The organism is Arthrobacter sp. TJ-170, assembly GCF_058269305.1.
Genome location: NZ_JBZCNL010000007.1, coordinates 199,691 through 226,132, shown reverse-complemented (window position 1 = coordinate 226,132; position 26,442 = coordinate 199,691). Strand labels below are relative to the sequence as shown.

The following is a 26,442-nucleotide window of genomic DNA, read 5'->3' as shown; positions in this document are numbered from 1 at the left end:
GCCTCAAACACACCCAGGCAGAGTCCCTACCCTCGACAAGACCGGAAAATACGGCAGAATAACCAGGGTCAAAGTGGCTCACTTTTCAACCCACAAAACGGCTCACTTTTCGACCATCGCTGACACGGTTGCTGAAGGTCACTCAAGGCGTCTCCCTCGAGTCCGGGTATACGAGCATTCGATAGGGTGGATCCTGCCCGTTTCCCAAATCTCTGGAGCTCCCCGTGGACACCGCCGTGCTGCATGGTCGCCTGAGCAACTGGTTCGACGACGCGGCCCGCGACCTCCCGTGGCGACTCCCCTCCCGCACGCCCTGGGGAGTTCTGGTCAGCGAGTTCATGCTCCAGCAGACTCCGGTCTCGCGGGTTCTGCCCGTCTGGGAGGACTGGATGACCCGGTGGCCGACACCGGCAGACCTTGCCGCAGCACCGTCGGGGGAAGCTCTGCGGCACTGGGGCCGTCTGGGTTACCCGCGAAGGGCCCTGCGCCTGCATGCGGCGGCGACCGCCGTCGTCGTTCGCCATGAGGGTGAGGTACCCGGCTCGTATGAGGATCTGCTCGCGCTGCCGGGCGTCGGCACCTACACCGCTGCCGCCGTCGCTGCCTTCGCTTTCGGACGCCGGGAAACGGTGGTCGATACGAATATCCGCCGCGTGCACGCGCGGCTGGTGGTTGGAGCGGCACTGCCCGCGCCGTCGCTGAATGCAGCCGAAATGAAGCGGGCTGCAACCCTCCTGCCCGACGACGCCGCCGCCGCCGTGCGCTGGAACGTGGCAGTGATGGAGTTGGGGGCACTGGTGTGCACCGCGCGGGCTCCTGCCTGCGAGCGCTGCCCGGTGATCGACCGCTGCGCCTGGGTAGCGGCGGGAAAGCCCGCTCCCACGTATGTGCCGAAGGGTCAATCGTGGGCGGGCACTGACCGTCAGGTGCGCGGCGCGATCATGCACGTCCTTCGGCACGCCGAGACACCGGTGCCTCGGCCCCTGATCCACGAGCGCCCGGTTGACCTGGCGCACGGCACACCTGCGGCGCTCGAGAAGCTGTATGGGCTGAACGCGCCGCTGGAACAGCTCGAGCGCGCCCTCGACGGTCTTCTCGCGGACGGACTGGCCGAGGAAACACCGCGCGGCTTCCGGCTCCCCGCCTAACCTCCCCGGAAGTTTTCCGCACCTTTGGCGGCTTCAACCGTCCGGAAGTCGCCAGAACTGCGTAAAGCTCCGGGCCGGGAGCGGATCGGTATCTGATCGTTTCCGGCGGCCGACGGGAAAGCGCCTATCCTGCTTCCATGGGAGGCTTCCGGGCAGCACCTGGAATCACCGGCGTCGTGCTGTGTACAGCCTGCGTGGGCGGCGGCACGGCCCCACTGGCGTGCACGGAGATTGGTGCCGAACCGGGCATATCAGTCACCGTCGCAGAAAACATGGCGGACGCAATCCTGGACCCTGTGCTCGAGGTCTGCACCGATGGATGCCGGACCTACGACCTGGAACTTCGCCCGGGAAGCGAGACGGTCGATCTCGGCTGCGATTCCGCCGAGCCGGAGGGCAGCTGCTCCGCAAGCGTGCGGCCAGACGGCACCCTGGTTGGCTTCGTCAATGTTGATGAGCTGGACGTCGAAGAGGTTGGCGTGACGGTGATATTCGACGGCAAGTATTACCGCACCTCGGGCACACCGGAAAGGGTCTATCCGAACGGCCCCGATTGCCCTGGCGAGGCTCTACAACTGTCTCTCACGCTCGACGACGGCGCGCTCACCGCCTGAACACCGGACACCGCCTGAACCCCTGAACTTTCGTGCAGCTACGGCGGCTCTCCATCTGGGAAGCCACCGGAGCTGCATAAAACTTCCGCTAGAGCTCCCCGAAGCCCGCCTTCACTTCACCGCCGATGTACTCAATGGCTTCCTGCGCCTGGGGGCCGGTGGCCTCCGCCTTCAGCTCCTGCCCCTCGCCGAGCGCGAGCGACATCAGCAGCATCACTGATTTGCCGTCGACGCCGTTGACGTTCACTTCAGCGTCCATATCCGTCAACGCCCTTGCGATCACAGCCGCAGGGCGGGCGTGCAGGCCCATCTTGTTCAGCAGCGTCCACGCACCGGTCACAGGGGGTCCCGTTGGCTCCTCCGGCTGTGCCGACGGGCCGGGAGCCGCAGCCCCGTGGGACACGAACGGCTCGAGAGCTTCAGGGTCTATGGACACGATGGCGCGTTCGGCGGACGAAGCAACCTCGTCCACTGTGCTGCCGGACTCCGCCTGCACGGCTGCCGCGACAGAGCCCTCGACCAGCGCAGCCCGGGGTAACCGGATCCGCGATCTGGCCTCTGCCGGCAGGAACTCGAGCGTCATTTCCGCCGTCATCACAGCCGATCCAAGGTCGGTGAGGACTACGACGCCGTCGCCCTGGTCTGCTTCCTCAAGTGCCGATTGCACCTTCTCGAGGCTCGTGCCGATGCGGGACGGTGAGTCGCTGGTGCCGCCGGCAGCTACCATCTGGACGTTGGGCGCCATCTGCGCAGCGAGCTCGACTACTCCTTCGGCGATCTTGCTGCTGTGCGAGACAATCACCAGACCGACCGTCATTGCTCCGGCCTCGCAGTGTCAGCCGCCGCCTGGAGGATCAGCGCGGTGGACTGTGCACCGGGATCACGGTGACCGGCGCTGCGCTCACCCAGGTAGCTGGCCCTGCCCTTCCTGGCGATGAGGGGCTCTGTGGCAGCGGCACCCGCCTGTGCGGCATTGGCTGCAGCTTCCAGCACCTCTACGCTCGACACGTCCGCCGAGTGCGCCGTTTCGGCCGCCTCAACGGCCGGGGTCCAGGCATCGATCATGGTTTTGTCACCCGACTCGGCCTTGCCGCGCGCCACCACTCCGTCGCGAGCCGCGGTGAGGAAAGCGACGACGGCGGGAGGATCGATCTCGGCTGCGTCGCCCAGCGCCGTGGCCGCGCGGAGGAAGGCGGTGCCGTACAACGGGCCGGCAGCCCCGCCCACGGTGGACATCAGGGTCATGGCCGTCAGCTTGAATACCGCCGCCGGGGTGTCCTGGCTGCCGTCGTCGAGCTTGGCCGCCACAGCAGCGAAGCCGCGCTGCATGTTCTCGCCATGGTCGGCGTCACCGATCGCACGGTCCAGCTCCATCAACTCAGAGCGATGTTCCGTGAGGACACGCGAACATTCCCGGATCCAGGCTTCAGCCCATTGCGCAGTCAACGCCATTTACACTCCCCATCGCAAAGCCGGTGTCCACACCGGCGTGTCCCAGAGTTCCACCATTTCATCGTCGAGCTTCAGCACGGAAATTGATGCTCCCTCCATCTCGAGGGCAGTGATGTAGTTGCCTACGAGGGATCGCTCCACTGAGATGCCGCGTTCACCGAGCACCTGCCGCGCACGACGGTACACGATGTAAAGCTCGCTGGCCGGGGTGCCGCCCATGCCATTGACGAAGAGCAGCACGCGGTCGCCCTCGGAAGCTTTCAGGTCACTGAGAATGGGCTCCAGGAGGCGATCCGTGATGCCGTCCGCGTTCTCCATGGCGATCCGGTGCCGGCCGGGCTCCCCGTGAATACCGATGCCGATCTCGATCTCTTCCTCGGTCAGCTCGAAACTGGGTACGCCTGCATGCGGGACCGTGCAGGCGGAGAGCGCCACGCCCATCGATCGGACGTTGTCGTTGACGCGTTGGGCGATCTCAGCTACGCCGTCGAGCGAATCACCGCGCTCCGCCGCTGCCCCTGCTATCCGCTCCACGAGCACCGTCCCGCCGACGCCCCGCCGTCCGGCGGTGTAGAGCGAATCTTCCACAGCGACGTCATCATTGATCAGCACTGACCGGACCTCGACGCCCTCGGCCTGCGCCATCTCCGCCGCGGTTTCGAAGTTCAGGACGTCTCCTGTGTAGTTCTTGACGATGTGGAGCACCCCGGCACCGCCATCAACGGCAAGTGTGGCCGGAATGATCTGGTCCGGGGTGGGCGAGGTGAACACCGCGCCGGGGACGGCAGCGTCGAGCATTCCGCGGCCCACGAACCCGGCGTGCAGGGGTTCATGGCCGCTGCCGCCGCCCGAGACGAGGCCGACCTTGCCTTTCACCGGTGCGTCCTTGCGGGTGATGAACAGCGGGTCAGAATGCACCTCGACCAGATCAGCGTGGGCGGCCCCGAATCCCTCGACGGATTCAGTTACCACTGACTGCGGGTCATTGATGAGCTTCTTCATGCGACTCTCCTTGACGGTGATCGACGGGTGGATAACCGGTTCGCCATTGATCGGCCCGCTTCGTGTCCTGATACGGAAAAGGCCACACCCGGCAGGCCGCAAGGGTACTTGAACAGTACTCTGCGGCAGCGACGGTTGCCCAGACCCTCCCGGGCCCTAACCGTCAGACACAGCTGTGGGAAGGACCCACAAGGGTCCTTCCCACAGGTGATGGTCTAAAGGCGCCGAATCCGATGCCGACTATTTCTTGAAGGCGTCCTTGATGTTTTCGCCAGCGTCCTTGAGATTGGCCTTGCTCTGGTCCTGCTGACCTTCGGCTTCCATCTTCTTGTCACCGGTAGCCTTGCCCAGACCTTCCCGGACCTTGCCGCCCAACTTCTCGGCCTTGTTCTGTGTCTTGTCGTCCGCACCCATGGCGTTCCGCCTTTCGTCGACGTTCCGTCCCCCAGTTGGGAGGACTCACCTGGCCTTCAAATACCAAGCACCCTTAGTTTATCGAGAACTGCCCGTCTCTGGCCAGGTGGGTCCTTAGAGATCGCAGATCATCCTGGTATTGCCGAGGGTGTTCGGCTTCACCCGCGCCAGGTCCAGGAACTCCGCCACGCCCTCGTCATGCGAGCGCAAAAGCTCCGAGTAGACCACCGGGTCCACGGCCGACTGGTCCTCCATCACCCGGAACCCGTGGCGGCGGAAGAACGCCTCCTCGAAGGTCAGGCAGAAAACCCTCCGCACTCCGACGGCGCGTGCTTCCTCCAGCAGCGCAGTAACGATGGCGCTGCCCACTCCCCTGCCCCGCGCCGCCTCAGCGGTTGCCAGGGTACGAATCTCCGCGAGGTCCTCCCACATGACGTGGAGGGCTCCGCACCCCAGCACGCCGCCGCCGTTGTCTTCGGCGATCTTGAACTCCTGGAGGCCCTCGTAATAGGCGACCGTTTCCTTGGCGATCAGGATGCGCTCCTCCGCAAGCGGGGCCACGAGCTGCTTGATGATGGGCACGTCAGCGGTGGTCGCGCGGCGGATACTAAAGGATTGGCTCACCCGATCCAGTCTAGAGACCTGCGAGGCTTCTACAGTCCGAGCTCAGCAGGCAGATCCACCTTCTCGCCCAGTACGTGACGGGCAAGGAAGTGCTCGACGACGGAGTACCAGATTTTTGCATGCTGCGGCTTGAGGATCCAGTGGTTCTCATCCGGGAAGTAGAGGAACCGGTGTTCGGTCTCTCCGTCAGGCCCAGCGGGAAGCTGTGATCGGGACAGGAGCTCGTACCAGAGCCTCAGGCCCTCACCGATCGGCACACGGTAGTCCTTGTCGCCGTGGATGACGAGCATCGGCGTGCTGATTTTTTCGACGTGGGTGTGAGGAGAGTTGGCGAGCGCCATCTCGGGCGTCATCTCCTTCTCCCAATAGAACGAGGCGTCAGTGGTCGGGCCGAACTGGTCCAGCGCCCACAGGCTGGCATGGGTGACGATCGCGTTGAAGCGGTCGGTGTGCCCAGCCACCCAGTTGGCCATGTAGCCGCCGAAGGAACCGCCCATCGCCGCCGTCCGGCTCTCATCGATGTCATCGCGGGCAACTACTGCGTCTGTTGCCGCCATCAGGTCCGTGTAGGGCGCGTCTCCCCACGCACCCCACCCACGTTCAATCATTGCCTGCCCGTACCCCGTGGAAAGTGCCGGATCCGGCAGCAGCACCGCGTACCCCTTCGCCGCCAGCAGCCACGGCGACCAGCGCCACGTCCACGCGTTCCAGGAGCCCAGCGGCCCTCCGTGGATCCAGAGCAGCAGCGGCACCGGATTGGAGTCACTGGCGCCTTCCGGCAGTACGAGGTAGGACTTCACCGGGTGCCCGTCCGCCCCTGTGGTCTCTACCCGCTCAAGCGTTCCGGGAAGGGCCGGGCGCTCACTCGGGGCGGGAAGTGCCGAAACCGTTCCTGTGGCCAGCTCAATCCGGACCGGCTCCGGCGGGAACTCATAGGAGCTGCGCAGCGCGTAGGCCGTTGCCCCACCTGGTGAGACGACGACGTCGGTGTACGACGCCGCGTCCGCCGTTACCCGCCTGACCTGGCCTGTGGCGACGTTGATGGTGAAGACCGGGGACGCGCCGTCCTCGTCGGCGGTAACCACCAGTGCGCTTCCATCCGGCAGCCATGCCGCGGGATCGGGCCAGCGGTCCCAGTCGGGCGCGAGCGGCGTGAGCTGTCCGCCGGTCGCGGGAAGGAGACCGAGCTCTACATCGGGCGGAGAATCCGGTCCGGTCCGGTGCCGCACCACTACGACGGCGGTGGAGCTGTCCGGGCTAATGGGGCCGGCGTCGTAATTGAAGTCAGGATGATCGAGAATGACGGTGCGGTCCCCGGTTGCAGCATCGATGCGCACGAGCACCGAGCGCTGGTCTCCTCCTCTGACGGGCACTGTCTGCGAGGTGAGCAGGAACGTGCCGTCCGGACTGATGCGGGGAGTGGCGTTCCGCAGGCCGGTTCCGATGTCCCCGGTGACGTTGCGGAGCGTGAGGGGAGGTTCGTCGTCGACAGTGACCGGCTGCGTCTCGCCCTGCTCGCCGTGCTCGGCGAGGAAGTAGCGGGGCTCTGCCGGGCCCAGATCGGCATCCCAGCGGCGGACGGGATAGCCCGTGTGCAGGATCGCGGCGACGCCTGCTTCCTTGCGTGCCTTACGGCGCTCCTCGTCATTCTCCTCGTCAGTCGATCCCGCCAAAACCTCCGCCACCACGACGACGGCGTCCGCCTCCGCTGCAGCGATGACCGACTGCACTCCTCCCGTTCGGGAATGCACAACACGGGCTTCGCCGCCTGCGGCAGGAATCTTCCAGAGCGCCGCGATGGGCTCTTCGTCCGAGTTCTCCGGGTCCGGCCGGGCGGAGGTGAACAGCAGGTCACCGCCTGGAAGGAAGGCGGCACCCGATTCGCCCTTTGAGCTGCGGGTGATGCGTCGGGCTGGTTGGCGACCAGCCGGATCGAGCTCCCAGAGGGCAGACGCGTACGCCGTGCCCTTGGGATTGGGAGTAGCCACCGAGGTAACCAGGCGTGTGCCGTCGGCGCTCAGTGAGAGCCCGCTCAGGCGCGGCAGGGCCACGAAGCGATCCAGGTCATGGAAGGCAGAGTCGGGGTTCGCGGGGGTGGGCGAATCGGATGCGGAAGTCATGAACCATCTTTACCACCCGATGTGGGCCACTTCACAACCCTGCCGTGCGGGGCGCGCTCATAAAGCCGTGCGAAGTCCGCGCTTAAAGCGGTCATGCCCGCACCGGCAATCCGGTGCGGGCATGACCACTTGATGAAGTTCCGGCTTACTCGGGAACGACCGCCTCGATAGCCGGCGGCACGTCCTCGATCTCCTTGGGGGCGCCGCGTCCCACGAAGGTGAAGCGAGCTTCGTCGCCCTCGCCCTCGACGTCGACCGCGACGATCTCTCCGGACTTAATGTCTCCGAAGAGGATCTTCTCGGACAGCTGGTCCTCGATCTCGCGCTGGATGGTCCGGCGCAGCGGCCGCGCGCCCATCGCCGGGTCGTAGCCGCGAGTTGCGAGCAGCACCTTGGCCGCGGGGGTGAGCTCGATGCTCATGCCCTTGTCCGCCATGCGCTTGCTGAGACGCTCGAGGAACAGGTCGACGATCTGGATGATCTCGTCCTGGGTCAGCTGCGGGAACACCACGGTGTCATCGACACGGTTCAGGAACTCTGGGCGGAAGTGCTGCTTGAGCTCCTCGGTGACCTTCGCCTTGATTCGGGTATAGCTCGTGTTGGTGTCGGTGCCCGACTGGAAGCCGGTCATGACGCCCTTCGAGATATCCCGGGTACCGAGGTTGGTGGTCATGATGATCACGGTGTTCTTGAAGTCCACCACGCGGCCCTGGCTGTCGGTCAGGCGGCCGTCTTCCAGGATCTGGAGCAGCGAGTTGAAAAGATCAGCGTGTGCCTTCTCCACCTCGTCGAACAAAACCACGGAGAACGGACGACGACGGACCTTCTCGGTGAGCTGGCCGCCCTCTTCGTAACCCACATACCCGGGAGGCGCACCGAAGAGACGCGAAACCGTGTGCTTCTCCGAGTACTCCGACATGTCCAGCGTAATCAGGGCGTCCTCGTCGCCGAAGAGGAATTCGGCCAGCGCCTTGGCGAGCTCCGTCTTACCGACGCCGGTAGGACCGGCGAAGATAAATGAGCCACCCGGACGCTTGGGATCCTTGAGGCCGGCGCGGGTACGGCGGATGGCCTGGGAGATCGCCTTGATGGCGTCATCCTGGCCGATGACCCGCTTGTGCAGCTCATCTTCCATCTTGAGCAGACGAGAGGACTCTTCCTCGGTGAGCTTGAAGACGGGGATGCCGGTGGAGTTGGCGAGGACCTCGGCAATCAGTTCCTCATCAACCTCAGCGATGTCATCCAGGCCGCCGGACTTCCAGCGGCGCTCCTTGTCCACGCGCTCGTCGTGGAGCTTCTGCTCACGATCGCGCAGGCGGGCGGCACCCTCGAAGTCCTGGGCGTCGATGGCGGACTCTTTCTCCCGCTTCACGTCGGCGATGCGCTCATCGATCTCCTTGAGCTCCGGCGGGGCCGTCATACGACGGATACGAAGACGCGCTCCGGCTTCATCAATAAGGTCAATGGCCTTGTCCGGCAGGAACCGGTCGGAAATGTAGCGCTCAGCCAGGTTCGCAGCGGAAGCGAGGGCGGCATCAGTGATGGAGACCCGGTGGTGCGCCTCGTAGCGGTCCCGCAACCCCTTCAGGATTTCGATGGCGTGCGCTACCGAAGGCTCCTGGACCTGGATTGGCTGGAAGCGGCGCTCAAGTGCGGCGTCCTTCTCGATGTGCTTGCGGTATTCATCCAGCGTGGTGGCGCCGATGGTCTGCAGCTCGCCACGGGCGAGCATGGGCTTCAGGATGGAAGCGGCGTCGATAGCGCCTTCAGCTGCGCCGGCACCGACCAGGGTGTGGATCTCATCGATGAACAGGATGATGTCGCCGCGGGTGCGGATCTCCTTCAGAACCTTCTTCAGGCGCTCTTCGAAGTCACCGCGGTAGCGGGAACCGGCAACGAGCGAACCGAGGTCGAGGGTGTAGAGCTGCTTGTCCCGGATGGTCTCGGGGACATCCCCGCGGACGATGGCCTGTGCCAGGCCCTCCACCACGGCGGTCTTGCCGACACCGGGCTCGCCGATGAGCACCGGGTTGTTCTTGGTGCGGCGCGAGAGGACCTGCATGACGCGTTCCATCTCAAGCTCGCGCCCAATAACCGGGTCCAGCTTGCCCTCGCGGGCAGCCTGAGTGAGGTTGCGGCCGAACTGGTCCAGGACAACGGAACCGGCAGGAGTGCCCTCCTGCTGCTGACCGCCGGACGCCACGGGCTCTTTGCCCTGGTAGCCGGAGAGCAGCTGGATGACCTGCTGGCGGACGCGGTTCAGGTCAGCGCCGAGCTTGACCAGCACCTGCGCAGCAACACCCTCGCCCTCACGGATGAGGCCAAGGAGGATGTGCTCTGTGCCGATGTAGTTGTGGCCGAGCTGGAGCGCCTCACGCAGAGAGAGCTCAAGCACCTTCTTGGCACGCGGAGTGAAGGGGATGTGACCGGAGGGAGCCTGCTGGCCCTGCCCGATGATCTCCTGCACCTGCTCGCGCACCGCTCCCAGGGAAATGCTGAGTGATTCGAGCGCCTTTGCGGCGACGCCCTCACCCTCGTGAATTAGCCCAAGCAGGATGTGCTCGGTGCCGATGTAATTGTGGTTGAGCATGCGGGCCTCTTCTTGGGCCAGCACTACAACTCGACGGGCACGATCCGTAAATCTCTCAAACATGAGGCACACTCCTAGCTAACGCGTAATTCGATGCTACGTGCCTAGGAAGGGCTTGTGGGGCGTGTTCGCCACAGGCGAGATAGCCCGCTTGCGGCAGGAAGCCCGGACCGCTGGCGAACGGACTAGCGCTGGGCCGCCCGGTATGCCTCAATAATCTCGGAATTGACCCTGCCCCGTGCGGAAACGTTGTACCCGTTCGCCTTGGCCCATTCACGGATCTGGGCCGCTTCCTGGTTCCGCGCAGCAGGAGCATTCTGGCGCTGCTTGGGCTGGCTCTCCCGCCGGGCAGCGGAAACGTAGCTTGAGAGAGCACTCCGCAGTTCCTCAGCGTGCGCTGAGGAGAGGTCTATTTCATACTGGGTACCGTCGAGGCCGAACCTCACGGTTTCATCTGCCTCGCCGCCATCGAGGTCGTCAATCAGAATGATTTTGACTTTCTGCGCCACGATAATCTCCTCTATCGGCTCGGACAGGTATTCAACAACAATTATCGTCCGTATTAAAGCCAAACGTCAAAGAGAAAAAGTCCCCCGAAGGGCTTTACTGCTCCCCCGGTACATCATCCTGCGACGGCGGCGGTTTTGTAATTGCATTCTCCCTGCTGCTCCGTTCCGCAGATTCTGCTTCACGCTCCGCGCGGTCCGCGTTGAAGATCGCCTTCATGACGAAGTAGAAGATGACGCCAACCGCAAGGGAGGGCAGGAGAACAGCCAAATACTCCATGAATTATCCAAGCTCCGGCTTCAACAGGGGGAAAAGGATGGTTTCCCGGATTCCGGCGGAGGTGAAAAGCATGACAAGGCGGTCGATCCCCAATCCAATCCCACCCATCGGCGGTGCTCCGTATTCGAGGGCGCGAAGGAAGTCCTCGTCCAGCTGCATGGCTTCCTCATCACCGGCGGCTGCCCGTCGCGATTGCTCGGTGAGGCGCTCGCGCTGGATCACCGGGTCAATGAGTTCGGAGAACGCCGTACCCCGTTCCATGCCTCCGATGATCAGATCCCATGCCTCGATCAAGTGTGGCTGATCCCGGTGCTGTCGAGCCAGTGGCTGCGCGGAGGGCGGGTAATCGTAGACGAACGTCGGCTGCAACAAAGTCGGTTCGACAATTTCTCCGAAGAGTTCCAGGACCAGCTTTTCCTCGCCCCAGGCGGGATCGACTGAAATGTTTCGCTCTCCGGCGATCTCCAGGAGCGTTTCCTTGCCGGTTTCCGGAGTGATTTCACGGCCTACTGCTTCGGAGAGTCCGGGGTAAACCCCGAGCCAGCGCCATTCCCCGTCCAGGTCAATGGTCCCGGCCTCGGTTTCAATCTGCCTCGATCCGAGGAGGTCTGCGCAATTGAGGATGATCTCCTTCATTCGTTCAGCCATCACGAACTGGTCGGCATAAGCTTCGTAGCACTCCAGCATGGTGAATTCCGGGCTGTGCGTGGAATCAACACCCTCATTGCGGAATATCCGCCCAATTTCGTAGACGCGGTCGATCCCGCCAACAACTGCGCGCTTCAGATAGAGCTCCAGCGCGATGCGGAGGGTCATTTTCTGGTCGAACGCATTCACGTGCGTCTCGAATGGTCTTGCCGCCGCGCCGCCGTGAATCAGTTGGAGGATTGGCGTCTCGACCTCGATGTACTCACGGGAGTGGAGTGTCTCGCGGATGCTGCGGGTGATCATTGCCCGCGTTCTGACCATTTGCCGCGCTTCCTCACGCACCAGGAGGTCAACGTAGCGCTGCCGTACACGGGTCTCCTCATTGACGCCTGCGTGCAATGTGGGCAAGGGACGCAGCGCCTTTGACGCCATCTGCCATCTCGAAGCCATGACGGAGAGTTCACCCCGGCGCGAACTGATCACCTCGCCGGTGACCTGCACGTGGTCGCCGAGGTCAACAGTTGCCTTCCAGTCCGCCAATAATTCCTCACCCACGGCCGCGAGACTCAGCATGGCCTGCAGGCGCGTACCGTCACCCTCCTGGAGCGTGGCGAAGCAGAGCTTTCCGGTGTTGCGGAGGAAGACCACCCGACCGACCACGCTGACGTTCTCACCGGTGGAATCGCCGGGCTCCAGGTGCGTGAAGCGTTCGCGGATTTCACCCAGAGAGGCGGTCCTCTCCGGCTTGACCGGATACGGTTCGTGACCGCGCTCCAGCAGGCGTGCGCGCTTTTCCATGCGGATGCGCATCTGCTCGTTGAATTCTTCGGTGGTGAGGATCTGCTCAGTGGTCACGGTATCTAAGGTTACCGGTTCGGCCTTGCGCTCCCGCCGGGACCGCTTTCAACGGCTGGTTGTCGATGAGCCTGACGCTGCCCACACGGGCGGCAATCAGGGCCAGGCCCTCCCCCGAGAAGGGAGCCTCCCTGCAGCTGAAGGCGAGCGGCTCCAGGGTGTTGGGGTCCACCACGTCGAAGTACTCCAGCTTCACGAGCGGCTGACTTTGAACCAGCGCGACGGCGGAATCCAGGTCCAGCGGTTCACAACGGGAAGCGCGCCCTGCCAACAGGCGCAATGCACGGGACAGAACCAGGGCTGCGTCCGCCTCTTCCTCGCTCAGGAACCGGTTCCGGCTTGAGAGGGCCAGCCCTTCGGTCGACCGGACTGTAGGCACCGCCCGGATGTCGGCCGGGAAGTTGAGGTCGCGGGCCATTCTGCGGATCAGGGCCAGTTGCTGGGCGTCCTTCTGCCCGAAGTAGGCCCGGTAGATTGCATCCGCGGCCGGCCACGCGAGGTGCAGCAGCTTGGCCACGACGGTGAGCATGCCGTCAAAGTGTCCCGGCCGGAACTCACCCTCGAATTTTTCCCCGAGGCGTCCGGCCGAGACCCGAACCAGCGGCTCGCCTCCCGGGTACACCTCATCCCTGGACGGCGCGAACACCACGTCCACTCCGCACTCTCCGAGGAGTTCGACGTCGGTCTCGAGCGTCCGCGGGTAGCGCTCAAGGTCGGTGGGGTCGCCGAACTGGAGGGGGTTCACGAAAATAGTGGCAACAACGACGTCGTTCTCCTCTTTGGCCGCGCGGGCGAGCGCAGCATGGCCCTCGTGCAGGGCGCCCATGGTGGGAACAAGGCCCAGGCTGGCCTGAGCGGGGCCTGCAGCGCCCAGCAGCTGGACCGTAGCGGCGCGTAGTTCAGCGGCGGTCGTGAGAACCTGTGGGCTCATTCGATTCCTTCCTGCCCGGGCACCGCGAGTGCGTCGGCGATCACCCGTGCCTGTTCCGCGGTGAGCACCCCCCGCTCCACGGCGCGGCGGGCGGTCACGGCAGCCAGCCGGGTGTAGGCCAGATGGATGTCTTCGGGCGCATCGGCGAGAGCAGCCGCGTGCGCCGCCACCGTCCCGGCGTCACCGCGTGCAACGGGACCGGTCAGCGCGCCCTCACCTGCAGCCAGGGCGTTCTCCAGGGAGGCACGCATCAGCGGCCCCAGCAGCCTGTCCGGCCGGTCCACTCCGATGCCCGCGAGCAACTGGGTTGACTGGGCGGCGAGGGTGACCAGGTGATTCGACGCGTGCGCCAGCGCCGCGTGATACAGGACCCGGTCCTCCTCCTCGATGACCACCGGCTCCGCCCCCATCTCCACCACGAGTGCCTGCGCCACGGGAAGGACTGCAGAGGGTGCGGTGACGCCGAAGGTACAGTCGGGCAGCCGAGTTAGGTCCAGGCTCAGGCCCGTGAACGTCATCGCCGGATGCAGCGCGAGCGGGATGGCGCCAAGCTTCCGCGCAGGCTCGAGCACCGCCGTACCGAACCGGCCCGAGGTGTGGGCCACGAGCTGCCCGGGCTGCCATGCGCCCACGGCCGCGAGGCCGGAGACGAGGTCCGGGAGGGCGTCGTCGGGCACTGCCAGCAGGACCAGTTCCGCGCGCTCGATGATTTCCGGAATCTCAAGCACCGGGACGCCGGGCAACAGGTTTTCGGCCCGTTCCCTGCTGGCCTCAGAGACGGCAGAGACCCCGACGACGGCGTGTTCAGCCGCGCGCAGCGCGGCGCCAAGTACCGCACCGACCCTGCCTGCGCCGATCACGCCGACACCCAGCCTCCCCGGCTTCCGGCGCGATGCTCCTGTCCGACGGGCCGGATACTCAGGGACGCTCATGGGCTGGACCTTCCAGATAGGACGGCGGTGGGGGCATGACGGGCGTTTCAGGCGATTCGCTCGGCTCTTCGACCGCCTCCTCCGCCTGTACAGGCCGCATCCACTGTTCGGGACGGCTGCGTCGGCGGGCATCGGCTGCCCGCACTGCCTGGTCCTGAAAAAGTTGCCACGCATCCTGCTCGGCGATCTGGCGGACGCGGGGCGACACCGGTCCCGGAGTGGTGTGGAAGATGAGGTCGGCAACGCCGAATCTGCGCGCCAGCGGCCCCTGGTGCAGGGCCAGTGACTGCGTGCGCTCGTGCGGTATGACGGCGAGCTGCCGCCACCATGCACCGGAGCGCGCCAGTAGCGCAGTCCGCGTCACCGCCACTGCGTTGCGTCGCCATGCCAACGGTGCAATCAGCCGGGCACGCCGTGGAGTGGTGATGAATCCGGCGTGGGAATCGCGCCCGGCGAGCCCAGCGGAGAATACCTCGACCGGCGAATCGGTGCCGGGATCGGGAAGAACCAGCGCGATGACCTGAAGAACCTCATCGAGTGTTCCCACCGGAAGGAGGGTGGCACGTGCCTGCGCCTCACCGCTCGCGGAGGCGCCGTAACCGGCAACGTTCACGGTGACCTTGTACCAGCCCTTCAGGCGCCACAACGGTGACTGGACCACGCCGACTGCCTGGACCCGTCCGGGCGGCACTGTCTGGGTTCGTGTGTCCAGAAGACCGTAACGGATCCGGATGCCGTCCGGGGATATGGCCGCCCGGAAGTTGAACCCGGTGTTCAGGACGTTCCAGTAACCGCTGATCACTCCGATCAGGATCGGAACGAAACCGGCGAGCAGCACCCCGGTGTCCAGGACGATTGCGAATACCACCACAGCGATGAAACTCAGAAGGACCGTCACCGTGTTGCCGGATAAGGCGGCTGCGCCCAGGACGCGTGCAGGGGTGAGAGCCAGGACCTCACGTTCGGGCGCTTCGGGAATGTCCTGCGGGTGCTCGGGGTCGACGGCGACGCCGGCAGCACGGGCCAGGATGGTTGCACGCAGTTGCTGGGCCTCGCCGAGCTTCAGGAAGGAGAGCCGCACAGCCGATTCACCGGCGTCGGCTACATCGAACTTCAGTTCCGCGAGTCCGAAGACCCTTGCGAGGAAAGGCTGCACCACGTCAATGGCCTGGACCCGGTCCAGCCGGGCCTGCCGGTTCTGGCGGAAAATCACGCCCGAGTTCACCCGGACATGCTCCTCGGTCACCTGGTAGCGCGTGTAGTACCAGGAGAGGAAGAACCCGGCGGCGATGAGCAGCACAACGCCCACCGCGAGCGCGATCGCAATGGGCAGACTGCCCGCTGCTTCTCCCCGAAATCCCCTCGGCTCCCCTATCAGGAAACCTTCGAACCAGTCACGTCCCCCGAAGAAAATCAGAGCCGCAATCGCGATCCAGCCCCGGACCAGCGGCGAGATGATGTGGACGCGCTTCCATTCATCCGGGGAGCCGGACAGCATTTCCGGGTCAGGGGCTGAGCCGGTCACAGCCCCGCCAGCTTCGCTTCACCGCGCGCCGAGAGCTGCTCGCGCAGACGCGCTCCCTCGCTGGAAGGAAGCCCGGGAATTTCGGCATTGGTGCCCGGAGATGCTGTGTGCAGCTTGAGGGTGCACAGGCCCAGGGCCCGCTCGACCGGGCCTACAGCAACGTCCACGTACTGCATGCGCCCATAGGGCACCACCATGGTGCGCTGGAAGAAGATCCCCTGACGGATCAACAGGTCCTCGTTGCGTTCCGCGTAGCCGATAGCGCGCACCTGCCGGGGCAGCAGGAGACCGCGCCACGCAGCGAAAACAACGACGACGGCGGGCAGCAGCCATGCGAGCAGCGACGGGAAACGCGGCAGCACCCCGGTCAGCAACAGCACGAGCGGCACCGAAACGATGACCAGGAAAATGAGGCTGCCGATCGCCCACCCCGCGAGGCGGACCCACAGGTACTTCGGCGAGACCCGGGTCCATTCGATTCCGGTCGGATCTATTGGTTCCCTACGCATACTCCCCCTCGCCGCTCTCCCCCGATGATGTGGATCCGGCGTCGTCGTCAGGGGGAAGCTTGCAGAAACTCTCCACGATCAGACCGGTTCCAATCATGACTATGCCACCGGCGATCACTGCCAGCGAACCCCATACCGGACCGAGGTTGCTGCGCACGCCAATCAGCGTCAACTGGTCCGCGAGGACACCGACGTGCCACCCCGTGGTCAGTGCACCGGCATACGCGGTTGCCTGCGCGAGAACGACCGTGCGCGCGGCCAGTATGGGGTCCAGGATCCGTTTGCGGTTGCCGGCACGCCAGCGCCGCACCCGGAGGCCGAACACAAGGGTTACGGCGACGACGGCCGCCATGGTCAGAAGCGAGCTCAGCGGAAGCGACGGCGTCGGGAATCCATTCCGGGTGGCCCACCAGTTGATCAGCCATCCCGCGGCGCCGAACACCAACCCGATAAGAACAAGCCAGGCGATTCTGATCGAGGCCACGGCTCTGCTCAGACCCCCTCGAACGGAACGAGCCCGGGAAGGTCCTCCGCCTGTTGGACGAGCTCGGAGACCGGGCGACCGGCAAGGGTGGCCGACCCGTCCATCCACGCCCAGGGCTGCAGCACAAAGGCGCGCCCAGCTGCGCGCGGATGCGGAAGGGTCAACTTCTCATCGTCCGACACGAGGTCGCCGTACGTGATGATGTCGACGTCGAGCGTGCGGGGTCCCCACCGGACGGTACGCACCCGGTGATGCTTGTTCTCGACCGCCTGGCAATGTTCCAGCAGCTCATACGGTCCGAGATCCGTTTCCACCTCGACCACCATGTTCAGGTAGTCCGGCTGGTCCGGGCCGCCGACTGCCTTGGTCTGCACAATGGGAGAGACTTCCCGCAGCCGGACGTTCGGCGAGTCAACGAGGTCCGCGACGGCGAGGGAGAGTGTATCCCTGCTCTCGCCGAGGTTGCTGCCCAGCGCGAGGATGGCGCGCACACTCGGGCTCATGTGCGTTCCCGGTAGATGGAGACGGCGACGTCCCCGAAGGGCACCTCGATGGGCGCCTTGGGTTTGTGCACGGTCACCTCAACGGCGTTCACCGCGAAGGACGCAAGGATATGGGCGGCGATGCGCTCCGCGAGTGCTTCGATCAGGTTCAGGGGATCACCCGTGATGAGTTCAGTCACCTGTTCGGCGAGTTCGCCGTAGTGGGCGGTCCGGGTCAGGTCGTCGCTCTGTCCTGCCGGCTGCAGGTCGAGATACAGCACAACGTCCACGGTGAACGGCTGTCCATCACGTCGTTCATGTTCAAAAACCCCGTGGTGCCCGACGGCGGTAATCCCCGTCAGGGAGATTGTGTCCTGCCGCGCGGGGAGGGTGTGTGACATGACCCGCCTACCTCGTCCAGGCTGCGGCGACCTTGACCGCATCCAGGTTCGGTGCGACGTCATGTACGCGGACGCACCACGCGCCGTGGGCAGCAGCTAGCGCGGTGACGGCGACGCTGGCATCCCCGCGTTCGCTGGGACCGGCGGCCTTCCCCGCAGAGCTGAGCAGTGTTCCGAGGAACCGCTTGCGGGAGGCGCCGACCAGGATGCGGTGACCGAGGATTTCGAACCGCTGCAGTGAGCGCAGCAGCGCCCAGTTATGGTCTTCCTTCTTGGCGAACCCGATTCCTGGATCGATGATGATCTGCTCGGGGGATACTCCGGCCGCGTAGAACTTGTCCCGGATAGCGGTGAGTTCCGAAATCACCTCTTCAACGACGTCGTCGTAACTGGCGAGTGAATCCATTGTTTGGGGATTACCCCGCTGGTGCATGAGGACATAGTGCACTCCGCGTTCAGCGATCAGGTCCGGCATTTCGGGGTCGAAGTCCAGCCCGGAGACGTCATTGACAATGGCGGCACCGGCGTCGATGGCCTTCGCCGCAGTGGAAGCATGCATGGTGTCGACGCTGACCAGCGCACCGGCTTTCACCAGTGCGGCGACAACGGGAAGGATGCGCTTCTGCTCCTCCTCCACCGTGATGCGGTCTGCGTTCGGGCGCGTCGATTCGCCGCCGACGTCTACGATGTCGGCTCCCGCGTAGTGCATCCGGAGCCCCTCGGCGATGGCGTTATCCGTCGTGACGAATTTGCCTCCGTCACTGAAGGAGTCGGGGGTGACGTTCAGGATCCCCATCACCAGCGCCCGGTCGGTAGGCAAATCTGCGAAAGATTTGCGGACCCGGGTTGGCCGCAGGACGGGAATAGGTGATGTTGCCGGTCCGGTCCCTGGGGCTGCCGCGAGTGAATCCATAGAGTTGCTGTGTCCTATCTTCCGAGTATCAGGCTCATGGCCTCGGCGCGCGTGGCGGCTTCCCGCACCTGCCCGCGTACTGCCGAGGTGACGGTTTTCGCCCCCGGCTTGCGGATGCCGCGCATCGACATGCACATGTGCTCGCATTCGATGACCACAATGGCGCCCTTTGGTTGCAGATGCTCCATCAGCGCATCCACGATCTGCGTAGTGAGGCGTTCCTGGACCTGCGGGCGCCGTGCGAAAATCTCGACCAGCCGCGCCAGCTTGCTCAGGCCAGTGATTTTTCCGTCCTCAGAGGGAATGTACCCGATATGGGCCGTACCGTGAAACGGAACGAGGTGATGCTCACACGTGGAGTAGAACGGAATGTCCTTCACGAGGACCAGCTCTTCGTGGTCCAGCTCAAAGGTGGTGGAGAGGACGTCCTTGGGGTCCTGTTGGAGACCCGCGAAGAATTCCGCATACGCCCGGGCCACCCGTCGTGGCGTTTCCACCAGACCGTCTCTGTCCGGGTCCTCTCCGATAGCGGCAAGGATCTCCCGAACGGCTCGCTCGATTCTAGGCTGGTCCACCACGGAACCACTGGCCGCGAGAGCGGCCTCAACCATCTGATCATCAAAATCGGTCACGCCAAGAATCCTATCCCGGCCCTTTTAGCCGTCCAGCTAGTCGTTACGAGACTTAACCTGGCCCGTTGGCGCCACCATCTGCGGTGTTCCCGGTTGTTCCGCCCTTGTCATCCGGTTCGGTTTCCGGCTGCGGCAGGTTATCACTCGAGACGTCGAAGTCGCTTGGCAGGTTTGCGTCGGCGATCTGATCCTGTGGCGGAACGCTGTCCGGGTCCGGTTCTCCGGCAGCCTCCGCCTGTTCGCGTTCCTTCGGGGTGACCACCGGCGGCAACGAGTGCACGGGCCGACTGTCCTTCGAGAGCCAGATACTGCGTGCGTCGCGCTTGCGGATGTCGGCGAAGACCTCCGCAATTTCAGCCTGGTTCAGCGTCTCGCGCTCAAGCAGTTCGAGCGCCAGCCGGTCCAGAACGTCTCGGTTCTCGGTAAGAATTGCGTAAGCCTCGTCATGGGCGTTGTCGACGAGGCGTCGCACTTCCTCATCGACGATGTACGCGATGTGGTCGGAGTAGTTGCGCTCATGGCTCATATCCCGGCCAAGGAACGGTTCACCACCGCCCTGTCCCAGCTTCACTGCGCCGATGCGCTCACTCATGCCGTACTGTGTGACCATTTTCCGTGCCGTCGCCGTGGCCTTCTCGATGTCATTTGACGCACCGGTCGAGGGATCGTGGAAAACGATCTCCTCAGCCACGCGGCCGCCCATGGCGTATGCGAGCTGATCGAGCAATTCGTTGCGGGTGATCGAATACTTGTCATCGGCGGGCAGCACCATGGTGTAGCCCAGGGCGCGACCGCGGGGGAGGATGGTGACCTTCGTGACCGGATCGGTGTTGCGCAGCGCCGCGGCAACCAGGGCGTGACCGCCCTCGTGGTAGGCCGTGATCTTACGCTCCAGCTCTTTCATGACGCGGCTGCGCTTCTGCGGCCCGGCAATGACGCGGTCGATAGCCTCGTCAAGCGCCCGGTCATCGATAAGCTGGGCATTGGAGCGCGCAGTCAGCAGCGCTGCCTCGTTCAGCACGTTCGCGAGATCAGCACCGGTGAACCCGGGGGTCTTCTTCGCTACCGACTGGAGGTCAACGTTGGGCGCCATCGGCTTGCCCTGCGCGTGGACCTGCAGGATGCGATGGCGTCCGCCCATGTCCGGTGCCTCGACACCGATCTGGCGGTCAAAGCGTCCCGGACGCAGCAGAGCCGGATCCAGGACGTCAGGACGGTTGGTCGCTGCGATGAGGATGACGTTGGTGTTCGCGTCGAAGCCGTCCATTTCAACCAGGAGCTGGTTCAGGGTCTGCTCGCGCTCGTCATTGCCGCCGCCCACGCCGGCACCACGGTGGCGTCCGACCGCGTCGATCTCATCGACGAAGATGATTGCCGGAGCGTTCGACTTGGCCTGCTCGAAGAGGTCACGGACTCGCGACGCACCCACACCGACAAACATCTCCACGAAGTCCGAGCCGGAAATCGAGTAGAAGGGCACTCCAGCCTCACCGGCCACGGCCCGGGCGAGGAGGGTCTTACCGGTGCCGGGAGGGCCGTAGAGAAGCACGCCCTTGGGGATCTTTGCACCGAGAGCCTGGAACTTGGCGGGCTCCTGGAGGAATTCCTTGATCTCATGGAGTTCCTCGACGGCTTCATCCGCGCCGGCGACGTCGTTGAAAGTCACCTGCGGCATGTCCTTGCTGATGAGCTTTGCCTTGGACTTGCCGAACTGCATCACCTTGGATCCGCCGCCCTGCATCCTGCTCAGCAGGAACCAGAAGATGGCACCGAGGATCAGGATGGGAAGGATCAGGCCGAGAATGCTCGTGAACCAGTTGTTCTCAACCGGCTGGTCGGTGAAGCCTTCGACCTCAGAGCCGTTGATGGCGTCGACGATGTCCTCGGCGCGGGCCTCGCTGAAGAAGAAGGAAACGCTGCGCCCGAGGTCCTCGTAGTCCTCGCGCAGCGTGAGATCGACGCGCTGCTCGCCGTCGTAGATTTTGGCTTGCTCTACCTGATCGTCGGCGAGGAGTTCCAGGCCGACGTTCGTGTCCACGCGGGCACCGCTGGTGTCGAACACAGAGGGCAGGATGACCAGAAGCGCGGCAACCGCCAGCACTATCCAGAAAATGGGTCCTCTGAAAAAGTTCTTGAATTTCATTCAACTCAGGGCTGGGTGCCCTGTCCCTCCTGCTTAACTGCCAAATGGCCCTCGTCCGCAACTGCGGATCGCCTAATGCGGTGCGCCCCGAACGTGTGTACCAGCTTTACATTCTCTGCAGAATCCACGCGCACCCGCGGTGGAAAGTTCCCTCTGGGCGTACAGGACGGGGCAGGGGTTACTCGTAAACGTGCGGCGCGAGCGTACCGATGAAGTCCAGGTTGCGGTACTTCTCGGCGAAGTCCAGACCGTAGCCCACCACGAACTCATTGGGAATGTCATAGCCGACGTACTTCACGTCGATGGCGACCTTCGCGGCGTCCGGCTTGCGGAGGAGGGTGCAGATCTCCACCGATGCCGGTCCGCGCGAGAGCAGGTTGGCCTTGAGCCAGGACAGCGTCAGACCCGAATCGATGATGTCTTCCACGATGAGGACGTGTTTGCCCATGAGGTCCGTTTCAAGGTCCTTCAAAATTCGGACGACGCCGGAGGACTGGGTTCCCGAGCCGTAGGAGGATACGGCCATCCAGTCCATGGTGACGTGCGAGTGCAGGGCCCGGGCAAGATCCGCCATTACCATCACGGCTCCCTTGAGCACACCCACGATGAGCACGTCCCGGTCGGCGTAGTCACGGTCGATGTCCGCGGCCAGTTCCTGCACCCGTTGCTGGATCTCTTCCTTGGTGTAGAGAACGTGCTTGAGGTCGGACTGGACGTCGTGTGAATCCACCAATTACTCCCGAATTTAGAGGTTTTTTCTAAGGACAAGACTGCCATAGCTTGGGTCACCTTGGGGAACGCGGGGTCCCCTGACCTGCCGGTAGGCGCTCACCTTGCCGCCAAGCTGCACAGGACCCGCCGATCCCCTGCGCCGGAGCAGGTTCTCGGCGGCCAGTAACCGCTCGAAACTGGGCTGCACCCCGCCAAGTTCGACGACGGCGAGCGCCAGGACCCGTTGCCGCAGCGCAGGCGGCAGGGCACGAAGGGCGTCCTCGGACAAGAGGAGGGTGCCGTCGTCGTGCGCGGTGTTGTCCGGTTTCCTCCGGAGCCGGCCGTATTCAGCCAGTGCGAGTTCTTCCAGGTAGGCGGCGTCCTGCGCGAGGATCCGGGACGTCCGGTACAGGGACTCGGCGATGCCGGGACCCAGCGTGTCCTCAAGGTAGGGCAGCACCTGGGTGCGGACGCGGGAGCGGGTCAGCGCGGGGTCGGCGTTGGTGGGGTCATGCCACGGCTCAACAACGCTGACCCGGCAGATCTCTTCAGTCTCTGTACGTCGCAGGGCAAGGAACGGACGCAGGTACACGCCCCGGCGCGACGGCATGCCGCTGAGCGATCGCGTACCGGAACCACGGGAGAGGCCAAGCAGCACCTGCTCGGCCTGGTCGTCGAGGGTGTGGCCGAGCAGGACGGCGGACGCTCCGTGCTCTGCCGCGGCGGCGTCGAGGGCCTCGTAGCGCGCGGTTCGGGCTGCCGCTTCGGGACCCATCCCCGCGGTGGCCACCTCGACCCGGCGCACCTCAATCGGTTCGAGGCCCAGTCCCGACAGCTGCTCACCGGCCTTCGCCGCCACTTCCGCGCTGTCAGGCTGCAACCCATGGTCGACGACGACGGCACCCACCCGGTACTGCCCGCTCTGCGCGAAGTAGGAGGCCGTCGCGGCGAGTGCGAGCGAATCCGTGCCGCCGCTGCAAGCGACGAGGATGAGCGATCCGTGGGCGACCCCGGCTTCCTCCAGCGCAGCGCGGACGAGATTCCGTGCCGTGCCGACGGTAGAGCTCAGTCGTGGCCGGCGGCTCACAGCCCCATCCGGTTGATCCACTCCTCGGGGGCGTGGATCTCCTTCTCGGTCGGCAGGTTCTCCGCCCGCTCCCATACCCGGTTGAACCCCTCCATGCCCACGGCGTCCACCACCGCACGGACAAAGCGGGCTCCATCGCTGTACTGGCGCATTTTGGCGTCCAGGCCCAGGAGCCGGCGGATGAACTTCTCCACCGGTCCGCGGGACTTGCCTCGGGCATTGAACCGGCGGCGGATAGTTTTCACGGTGGGCACGACGCTGGAGTCAACGGCGTCCATCACCACATTGGCGTGCCCTTCGAGCAGGCTCATGACAGCAGTGAGGTGGGAGAGCCGGGCCTTGTCCTCGGGTTCCTGGAGCAGCGACAGGATCCCGCCGTCGCCTTCCGGCACACCGTCGTCGTTCTGTTCCTGGCTGTCCTGCCGGCTCCCCGACGGGAGGGACTTCAGCGCGTTGGCGAGCCGTTCGGCGAGCGTATCGGCCTTGTCGGCCAGCCCGACGGTGAGCTGGGAGATGTGCTCCATCATGTGGTCCCTGAGCCACGGTGCGGCAGCGAACTGCACGCGGTGTGTCTGCTCGTGCAGGCACACCCACAGCCGGAAGTCGGCGGGCTCGAGGTTCAACTCCCGCTCCACGGACACAATATTGGGCGCCACAAGCATCAGACGCCCTCCCTTCCCGCGGGAGGAGGCGACGAAGGGATCATACTGGCCGAGGACCTTGCTGGCGAGGAAGGCGAGAATCGCACCCATCTGCGCACCCGTGACGGTGCCGCCCAGTGCGGCGTTCGCGGCTTTGAGCTGCTCCGCCTTGGTTTCCAGGAGGTGTTCAAGTGCCGGTGCCATCAGCGTCTTGAAACTCTGGGTGTTCGCCTTGGCCCACGACGCGCGGTCGACGATGATCAAATCCGAGTCCCGCAGGTCCCGGGCGGCTTCGAGCCCCGTGATGCGGTGGACGTGCTCAACCGAAAGGTCGGCCAGTTCCCGGAGGTTCTCCACGACGGCCTGAACCTCTCCGGCGCTGAGCTTCGGACCCGGCGGCGTCAGTTTCGCGGCGGAAGTCGCGGCGAGATCCCAGTTGACGAGCTGAAAAGGGGCGTTGCTGTCCATGGTGGCCATTCGACCACATTAGTCTGGGAGGCCGCTTGAGGGGCATCCGGTCAGCCCTCGATTCAGGGCTCCCGGCAGCCACAGGTGGCGAGGACGGCCGCGGCGGCGTCCATCGCGCCTCGCGCCGGCTCGGTGGTGCCGTCGAGGCCGCTCGCGATGAATGAGAAGACCAGCAGGCGGCCGTCGGCCGAAACCACGTGACCGCTCAGCGCAGTCACGGCGTTGAGGGTCCCCGTCTTGGCCCGCACCAGGCCTGCTCCGGAAAAGGCAGGGGCCTCGCCGTCGTTGAAGCGTTCGGTCAGTGTTCCCGACAGGCTGGCCACAGGCAGGCCATGCAGCACATGCCTCAGCGAACGGCTGTCCGACCGGAGCAGCGTGCGGATCACGTCGGCCAGTTGGCGGGGAGCGATGCGGTTTCGCGGTGAAAGGCCCGCAGCGTCGCCGAGCACCATGCCCTCGGTCGGCACCTCCAGCCGCTCGATGACCTCCGCGATCGTCTCCAGTCCGCCTCCGAACGACGCCGGCCTCCCGCTGGCCTGCGCCGCAAGACGGGCCAGTGCCTCCGCGAGATAGTTGTCGGAGGTCAGGAGCATGTGCTCGACCTGCGCTTCGACGGTGGCTGATTCGACCGACGCCAGCACCACGGCATTGTCGGCGGCGGCCTGCCGCTCGATGCCCTCCTGCACTTCCACCCCGGCAGCGATCAACGCCTCCCGGAACGCCGCGGCGGCGGCGAGGGCTGCATCCGGCGCCCTAGCCCCCGACTGCTTCGACTCGTCGAGCCAGGAGGAGTTGACGGCGAGGGGATAAATCGGCGCAATCTCGCCGGCCTCCACATCGCCGGGCCGCCAACTGGCGTTCAGGACGTCGCCCACAAAGAACGTGTCGTCGAGGACGAGACGGTACGGGCCTTGGCCCGCGAGCTTTGACGCGGTCTGCTCGGCGAGCGTTGCGAGGCCGGCGTGGCCGACCACGCTCTCCGGGTTCGACTCGCCCGATCCGAGCAGCACGTCCCCTCCCCCGCGCAGCACCAGGACATCCTCCGTTCCCGTGCCTCCCGCAAGGACGGACGTGGTCAGGCGGTGGTCGGGCTCGAGTTTCGCCAACACCGCGGTAGCAGTGAGGATCTTGATGTTCGACGCCGGCAGCTGCGGTTCGCTGCCTCCCTGGTCGAAGAGGACCTCTCCGGTCAGTGCATCCAGAACGACGCCGGCCACGGGGGTACCGCCCGGAACCTCCAGTGCCGTGGTGAGCAGCGGAGCGAGAGCCTCCGGCGTGGGCATCGGCGCCTGCGCGCTCAGCTGGCTGACGAGTGCGGGGGCCGCGACGTCGTCGGGCGTTTGCTGGATGCGCGGAATCTCCGGCTCGGCGTCCGCGTGCGGAGCGGCGACCAGTTCGGCGATCTGCGGACCGTAATGCAGGCCGAATGGAATCGCCAGGACTCCCAGCACGACGGCAAGCAAGAGGGCAGTGAAGACCCTGGCGCTGCGCTTCATGTGGCCCTCTCCCCAAAATCCGATCGACTGCCGCCGGTCATGAATCGATGATGTCGGCGGCGGCCTATATCTTTAACAGTAGATCGGGGCCGTGGGTGGTGGTCACGCTGGATCGACACGTTTGAGTTACGTTCCGGCAGCGTCGTTTGCCGCGCGGTGCCCCACTGACGTCCCATCGCTTTCCTACCGCTGACTGCAGGAGTTCCACATGGCCATGAAGCTCGACGTAACCATCGAGATCCCCAAGGGATCACGCGTCAAGTACGAGATTGATCACGAGACCCACCGGCTTCGCCTGGACCGGGTGCTTTTCACCTCGATGCAGTACCCCACGCACTACGGCTACTTTGAGAACACCCTCGGGGAGGACGGCGATCCGCTGGACGCCCTGGTGCTCCTGCAGGACTTCGACCTCATTCCGGGCGTTCTCGTTGAGTCGCGCCCCATCGGCGTCTTCAACATGGTGGACGACGGCGGCGGCGACGCAAAGGTGCTGTGCGTCCCCGTTGATGCGCGCTTCGATCACATCCAGGACCTCGGGGACGTCTCCAAGTTCCTGCTCGACGAAATCGAGCACTTTTTCCGCAAGTACAAGGACCTGGAGCCGGGCAAGTGGGTCGAAGCCGCTGACTGGGAGGGCCGTGAGGCTGCAGAGGCGGAGGTCGAGGCGTCACTGAAGCGCTTCGAGGCTCTCGGCGAGCCCAGCGAAGAGGACGAGCCGCAGGGCCGTGCCGTTGAGACCGACGCGGACAACGCCGACGTTCAGCCGCAGGGCCGCTAGTCCCCCGCGGATACGGCACATCGAAGCCTCCGAATCAACGCAAATCGGTTGAT

The 26,442-nt window shown here is 64.9% G+C and carries 27 protein-coding genes; 3 read left to right on the top strand and 24 right to left on the bottom strand.

Going from position 1 to position 26,442, the window contains the following annotated elements; genetic code table 11:
- Window positions 1-224: 224 nt before the first annotated feature.
- Window positions 225-1,148, top strand: a complete 924-nt coding sequence (locus tag AC4D1W_RS14120) for an HhH-GPD family protein (protein ID WP_490899144.1) — start codon at window positions 225-227, stop codon at window positions 1,146-1,148.
- 137 nt (window positions 1,149-1,285) lie between these two features.
- Window positions 1,286-1,762, top strand: coding sequence for a hypothetical protein (locus AC4D1W_RS14115; RefSeq protein WP_490899143.1), 477 nt, complete (start codon window positions 1,286-1,288; stop codon window positions 1,760-1,762).
- An 88-nt stretch (window positions 1,763-1,850) separates the two neighbouring features.
- Here the strand turns inward: AC4D1W_RS14115 and dhaM are convergent, their stop codons facing one another.
- The 24 genes from dhaM to dacB all read right to left on the bottom strand — a co-directional run bounded on the left by dhaM (window position 1,851) and on the right by dacB (window position 25,608).
- Window positions 1,851-2,579 (bottom strand): dihydroxyacetone kinase phosphoryl donor subunit DhaM, encoded by a 729-nt coding sequence (gene dhaM, locus AC4D1W_RS14110; protein ID WP_490899142.1) that lies wholly within the window; start codon window positions 2,577-2,579, stop codon window positions 1,851-1,853.
- On the bottom strand, window positions 2,576-3,214 hold the full coding sequence (dhaL, locus tag AC4D1W_RS14105; protein ID WP_490891156.1) for a dihydroxyacetone kinase subunit DhaL: 639 nt from the start codon (window positions 3,212-3,214) through the stop codon (window positions 2,576-2,578). Before dhaL ends, dhaM begins: the two co-directional genes overlap by 4 nt.
- Window positions 3,215-4,216, bottom strand: coding sequence for a dihydroxyacetone kinase subunit DhaK (dhaK, locus tag AC4D1W_RS14100; RefSeq protein ID WP_490899141.1), 1,002 nt, complete (start codon window positions 4,214-4,216; stop codon window positions 3,215-3,217).
- Between the two features lie 240 nt (window positions 4,217-4,456).
- The gene (locus tag AC4D1W_RS14095) at window positions 4,457-4,630 is read right to left on the bottom strand and encodes a CsbD family protein (protein WP_490891154.1); all 174 of its coding nucleotides are present in this window, start codon (window positions 4,628-4,630) and stop codon (window positions 4,457-4,459) included.
- Window positions 4,631-4,744: 114 nt separating this feature from the next.
- A complete protein-coding gene (locus AC4D1W_RS14090) occupies window positions 4,745-5,254 on the bottom strand; it encodes an amino-acid N-acetyltransferase (protein WP_490891153.1) in 510 nt (169 codons plus the stop codon).
- A gap of 29 nt (window positions 5,255-5,283) precedes the next feature.
- On the bottom strand, window positions 5,284-7,374 hold the full coding sequence (locus AC4D1W_RS14085) for a S9 family peptidase (RefSeq protein WP_490891152.1): 2,091 nt from the start codon (window positions 7,372-7,374) through the stop codon (window positions 5,284-5,286).
- Window positions 7,375-7,519: 145 nt separating this feature from the next.
- The gene (locus AC4D1W_RS14080) at window positions 7,520-10,027 is read right to left on the bottom strand and encodes an ATP-dependent Clp protease ATP-binding subunit (protein WP_490891150.1); all 2,508 of its coding nucleotides are present in this window, start codon (window positions 10,025-10,027) and stop codon (window positions 7,520-7,522) included.
- Window positions 10,028-10,149: 122 nt separating this feature from the next.
- Window positions 10,150-10,473 (bottom strand): histone-like nucleoid-structuring protein Lsr2, encoded by a 324-nt coding sequence (locus AC4D1W_RS14075; RefSeq protein ID WP_490891149.1) that lies wholly within the window; start codon window positions 10,471-10,473, stop codon window positions 10,150-10,152.
- A gap of 94 nt (window positions 10,474-10,567) precedes the next feature.
- Window positions 10,568-10,750, bottom strand: coding sequence for a hypothetical protein (locus AC4D1W_RS14070; protein WP_490891148.1), 183 nt, complete (start codon window positions 10,748-10,750; stop codon window positions 10,568-10,570).
- 3 nt (window positions 10,751-10,753) lie between these two features.
- The gene (gene lysS, locus AC4D1W_RS14065) at window positions 10,754-12,208 is read right to left on the bottom strand and encodes a lysine--tRNA ligase (protein WP_490899151.1); all 1,455 of its coding nucleotides are present in this window, start codon (window positions 12,206-12,208) and stop codon (window positions 10,754-10,756) included.
- A gap of 34 nt (window positions 12,209-12,242) precedes the next feature.
- Window positions 12,243-13,184 (bottom strand): pantoate--beta-alanine ligase, encoded by a 942-nt coding sequence (gene panC, locus AC4D1W_RS14060; RefSeq protein WP_490899140.1) that lies wholly within the window; start codon window positions 13,182-13,184, stop codon window positions 12,243-12,245.
- Entirely contained in the window at window positions 13,181-14,116 is a 936-nt protein-coding gene (locus AC4D1W_RS14055; RefSeq protein WP_490891146.1) for a Rossmann-like and DUF2520 domain-containing protein, read from the bottom strand. Before AC4D1W_RS14055 ends, panC begins: the two co-directional genes overlap by 4 nt.
- Window positions 14,103-15,641 (bottom strand): PH domain-containing protein, encoded by a 1,539-nt coding sequence (locus AC4D1W_RS14050; RefSeq protein ID WP_490899139.1) that lies wholly within the window; start codon window positions 15,639-15,641, stop codon window positions 14,103-14,105. The genes AC4D1W_RS14055 and AC4D1W_RS14050 overlap by 14 nt, the downstream gene beginning before the upstream one ends.
- Complete coding sequence (locus AC4D1W_RS14045) at window positions 15,638-16,150, bottom strand: PH domain-containing protein (RefSeq protein ID WP_490899138.1); 513 nt, start codon at window positions 16,148-16,150, stop codon at window positions 15,638-15,640. Before AC4D1W_RS14045 ends, AC4D1W_RS14050 begins: the two co-directional genes overlap by 4 nt.
- Window positions 16,143-16,634 (bottom strand): DUF3180 domain-containing protein, encoded by a 492-nt coding sequence (locus AC4D1W_RS14040; protein WP_490891144.1) that lies wholly within the window; start codon window positions 16,632-16,634, stop codon window positions 16,143-16,145. The genes AC4D1W_RS14045 and AC4D1W_RS14040 overlap by 8 nt, the downstream gene beginning before the upstream one ends.
- 8 nt (window positions 16,635-16,642) lie before the next feature.
- Entirely contained in the window at window positions 16,643-17,137 is a 495-nt protein-coding gene (folK, locus tag AC4D1W_RS14035) for a 2-amino-4-hydroxy-6-hydroxymethyldihydropteridine diphosphokinase (RefSeq protein WP_490891143.1), read from the bottom strand.
- Window positions 17,134-17,517 carry a dihydroneopterin aldolase gene (folB, locus tag AC4D1W_RS14030; protein ID WP_490899137.1) on the bottom strand — a complete coding sequence of 128 codons (384 nt, stop codon included), beginning with the start codon at window positions 17,515-17,517 and terminating at the stop codon, window positions 17,134-17,136. Before folB ends, folK begins: the two co-directional genes overlap by 4 nt.
- A gap of 7 nt (window positions 17,518-17,524) precedes the next feature.
- The gene (folP, locus tag AC4D1W_RS14025) at window positions 17,525-18,430 is read right to left on the bottom strand and encodes a dihydropteroate synthase (protein ID WP_490891140.1); all 906 of its coding nucleotides are present in this window, start codon (window positions 18,428-18,430) and stop codon (window positions 17,525-17,527) included.
- A 14-nt stretch (window positions 18,431-18,444) separates the two neighbouring features.
- Window positions 18,445-19,062 carry a GTP cyclohydrolase I FolE gene (gene folE / locus AC4D1W_RS14020; RefSeq protein WP_490891139.1) on the bottom strand — a complete coding sequence of 206 codons (618 nt, stop codon included), beginning with the start codon at window positions 19,060-19,062 and terminating at the stop codon, window positions 18,445-18,447.
- A 52-nt stretch (window positions 19,063-19,114) separates the two neighbouring features.
- Window positions 19,115-21,205: an ATP-dependent zinc metalloprotease FtsH gene (ftsH, locus tag AC4D1W_RS14015; RefSeq protein ID WP_490891138.1), complete on the bottom strand. Its 2,091-nt coding sequence runs from the start codon at window positions 21,203-21,205 to the stop codon at window positions 19,115-19,117.
- 178 nt (window positions 21,206-21,383) lie between these two features.
- Complete coding sequence (hpt, locus tag AC4D1W_RS14010) at window positions 21,384-21,935, bottom strand: hypoxanthine phosphoribosyltransferase (protein WP_490891137.1); 552 nt, start codon at window positions 21,933-21,935, stop codon at window positions 21,384-21,386.
- Between the two features lie 15 nt (window positions 21,936-21,950).
- A complete protein-coding gene (tilS, locus tag AC4D1W_RS14005; protein ID WP_490899136.1) occupies window positions 21,951-23,003 on the bottom strand; it encodes a tRNA lysidine(34) synthetase TilS in 1,053 nt (350 codons plus the stop codon).
- A complete protein-coding gene (locus tag AC4D1W_RS14000; RefSeq protein WP_490891135.1) occupies window positions 23,000-24,121 on the bottom strand; it encodes a zinc-dependent metalloprotease in 1,122 nt (373 codons plus the stop codon). The genes tilS and AC4D1W_RS14000 overlap by 4 nt, the downstream gene beginning before the upstream one ends.
- Before the next feature lie 53 nt (window positions 24,122-24,174).
- Window positions 24,175-25,608 carry a D-alanyl-D-alanine carboxypeptidase/D-alanyl-D-alanine endopeptidase gene (dacB, locus tag AC4D1W_RS13995; protein ID WP_490899135.1) on the bottom strand — a complete coding sequence of 478 codons (1,434 nt, stop codon included), beginning with the start codon at window positions 25,606-25,608 and terminating at the stop codon, window positions 24,175-24,177.
- 214 nt (window positions 25,609-25,822) lie between these two features.
- Here dacB and AC4D1W_RS13990 point away from each other — a divergent pair, with 214 nt between their 5' ends.
- A complete protein-coding gene (locus tag AC4D1W_RS13990; RefSeq protein WP_490891386.1) occupies window positions 25,823-26,389 on the top strand; it encodes an inorganic diphosphatase in 567 nt (188 codons plus the stop codon).
- Window positions 26,390-26,442: the final 53 nt, after the last annotated feature.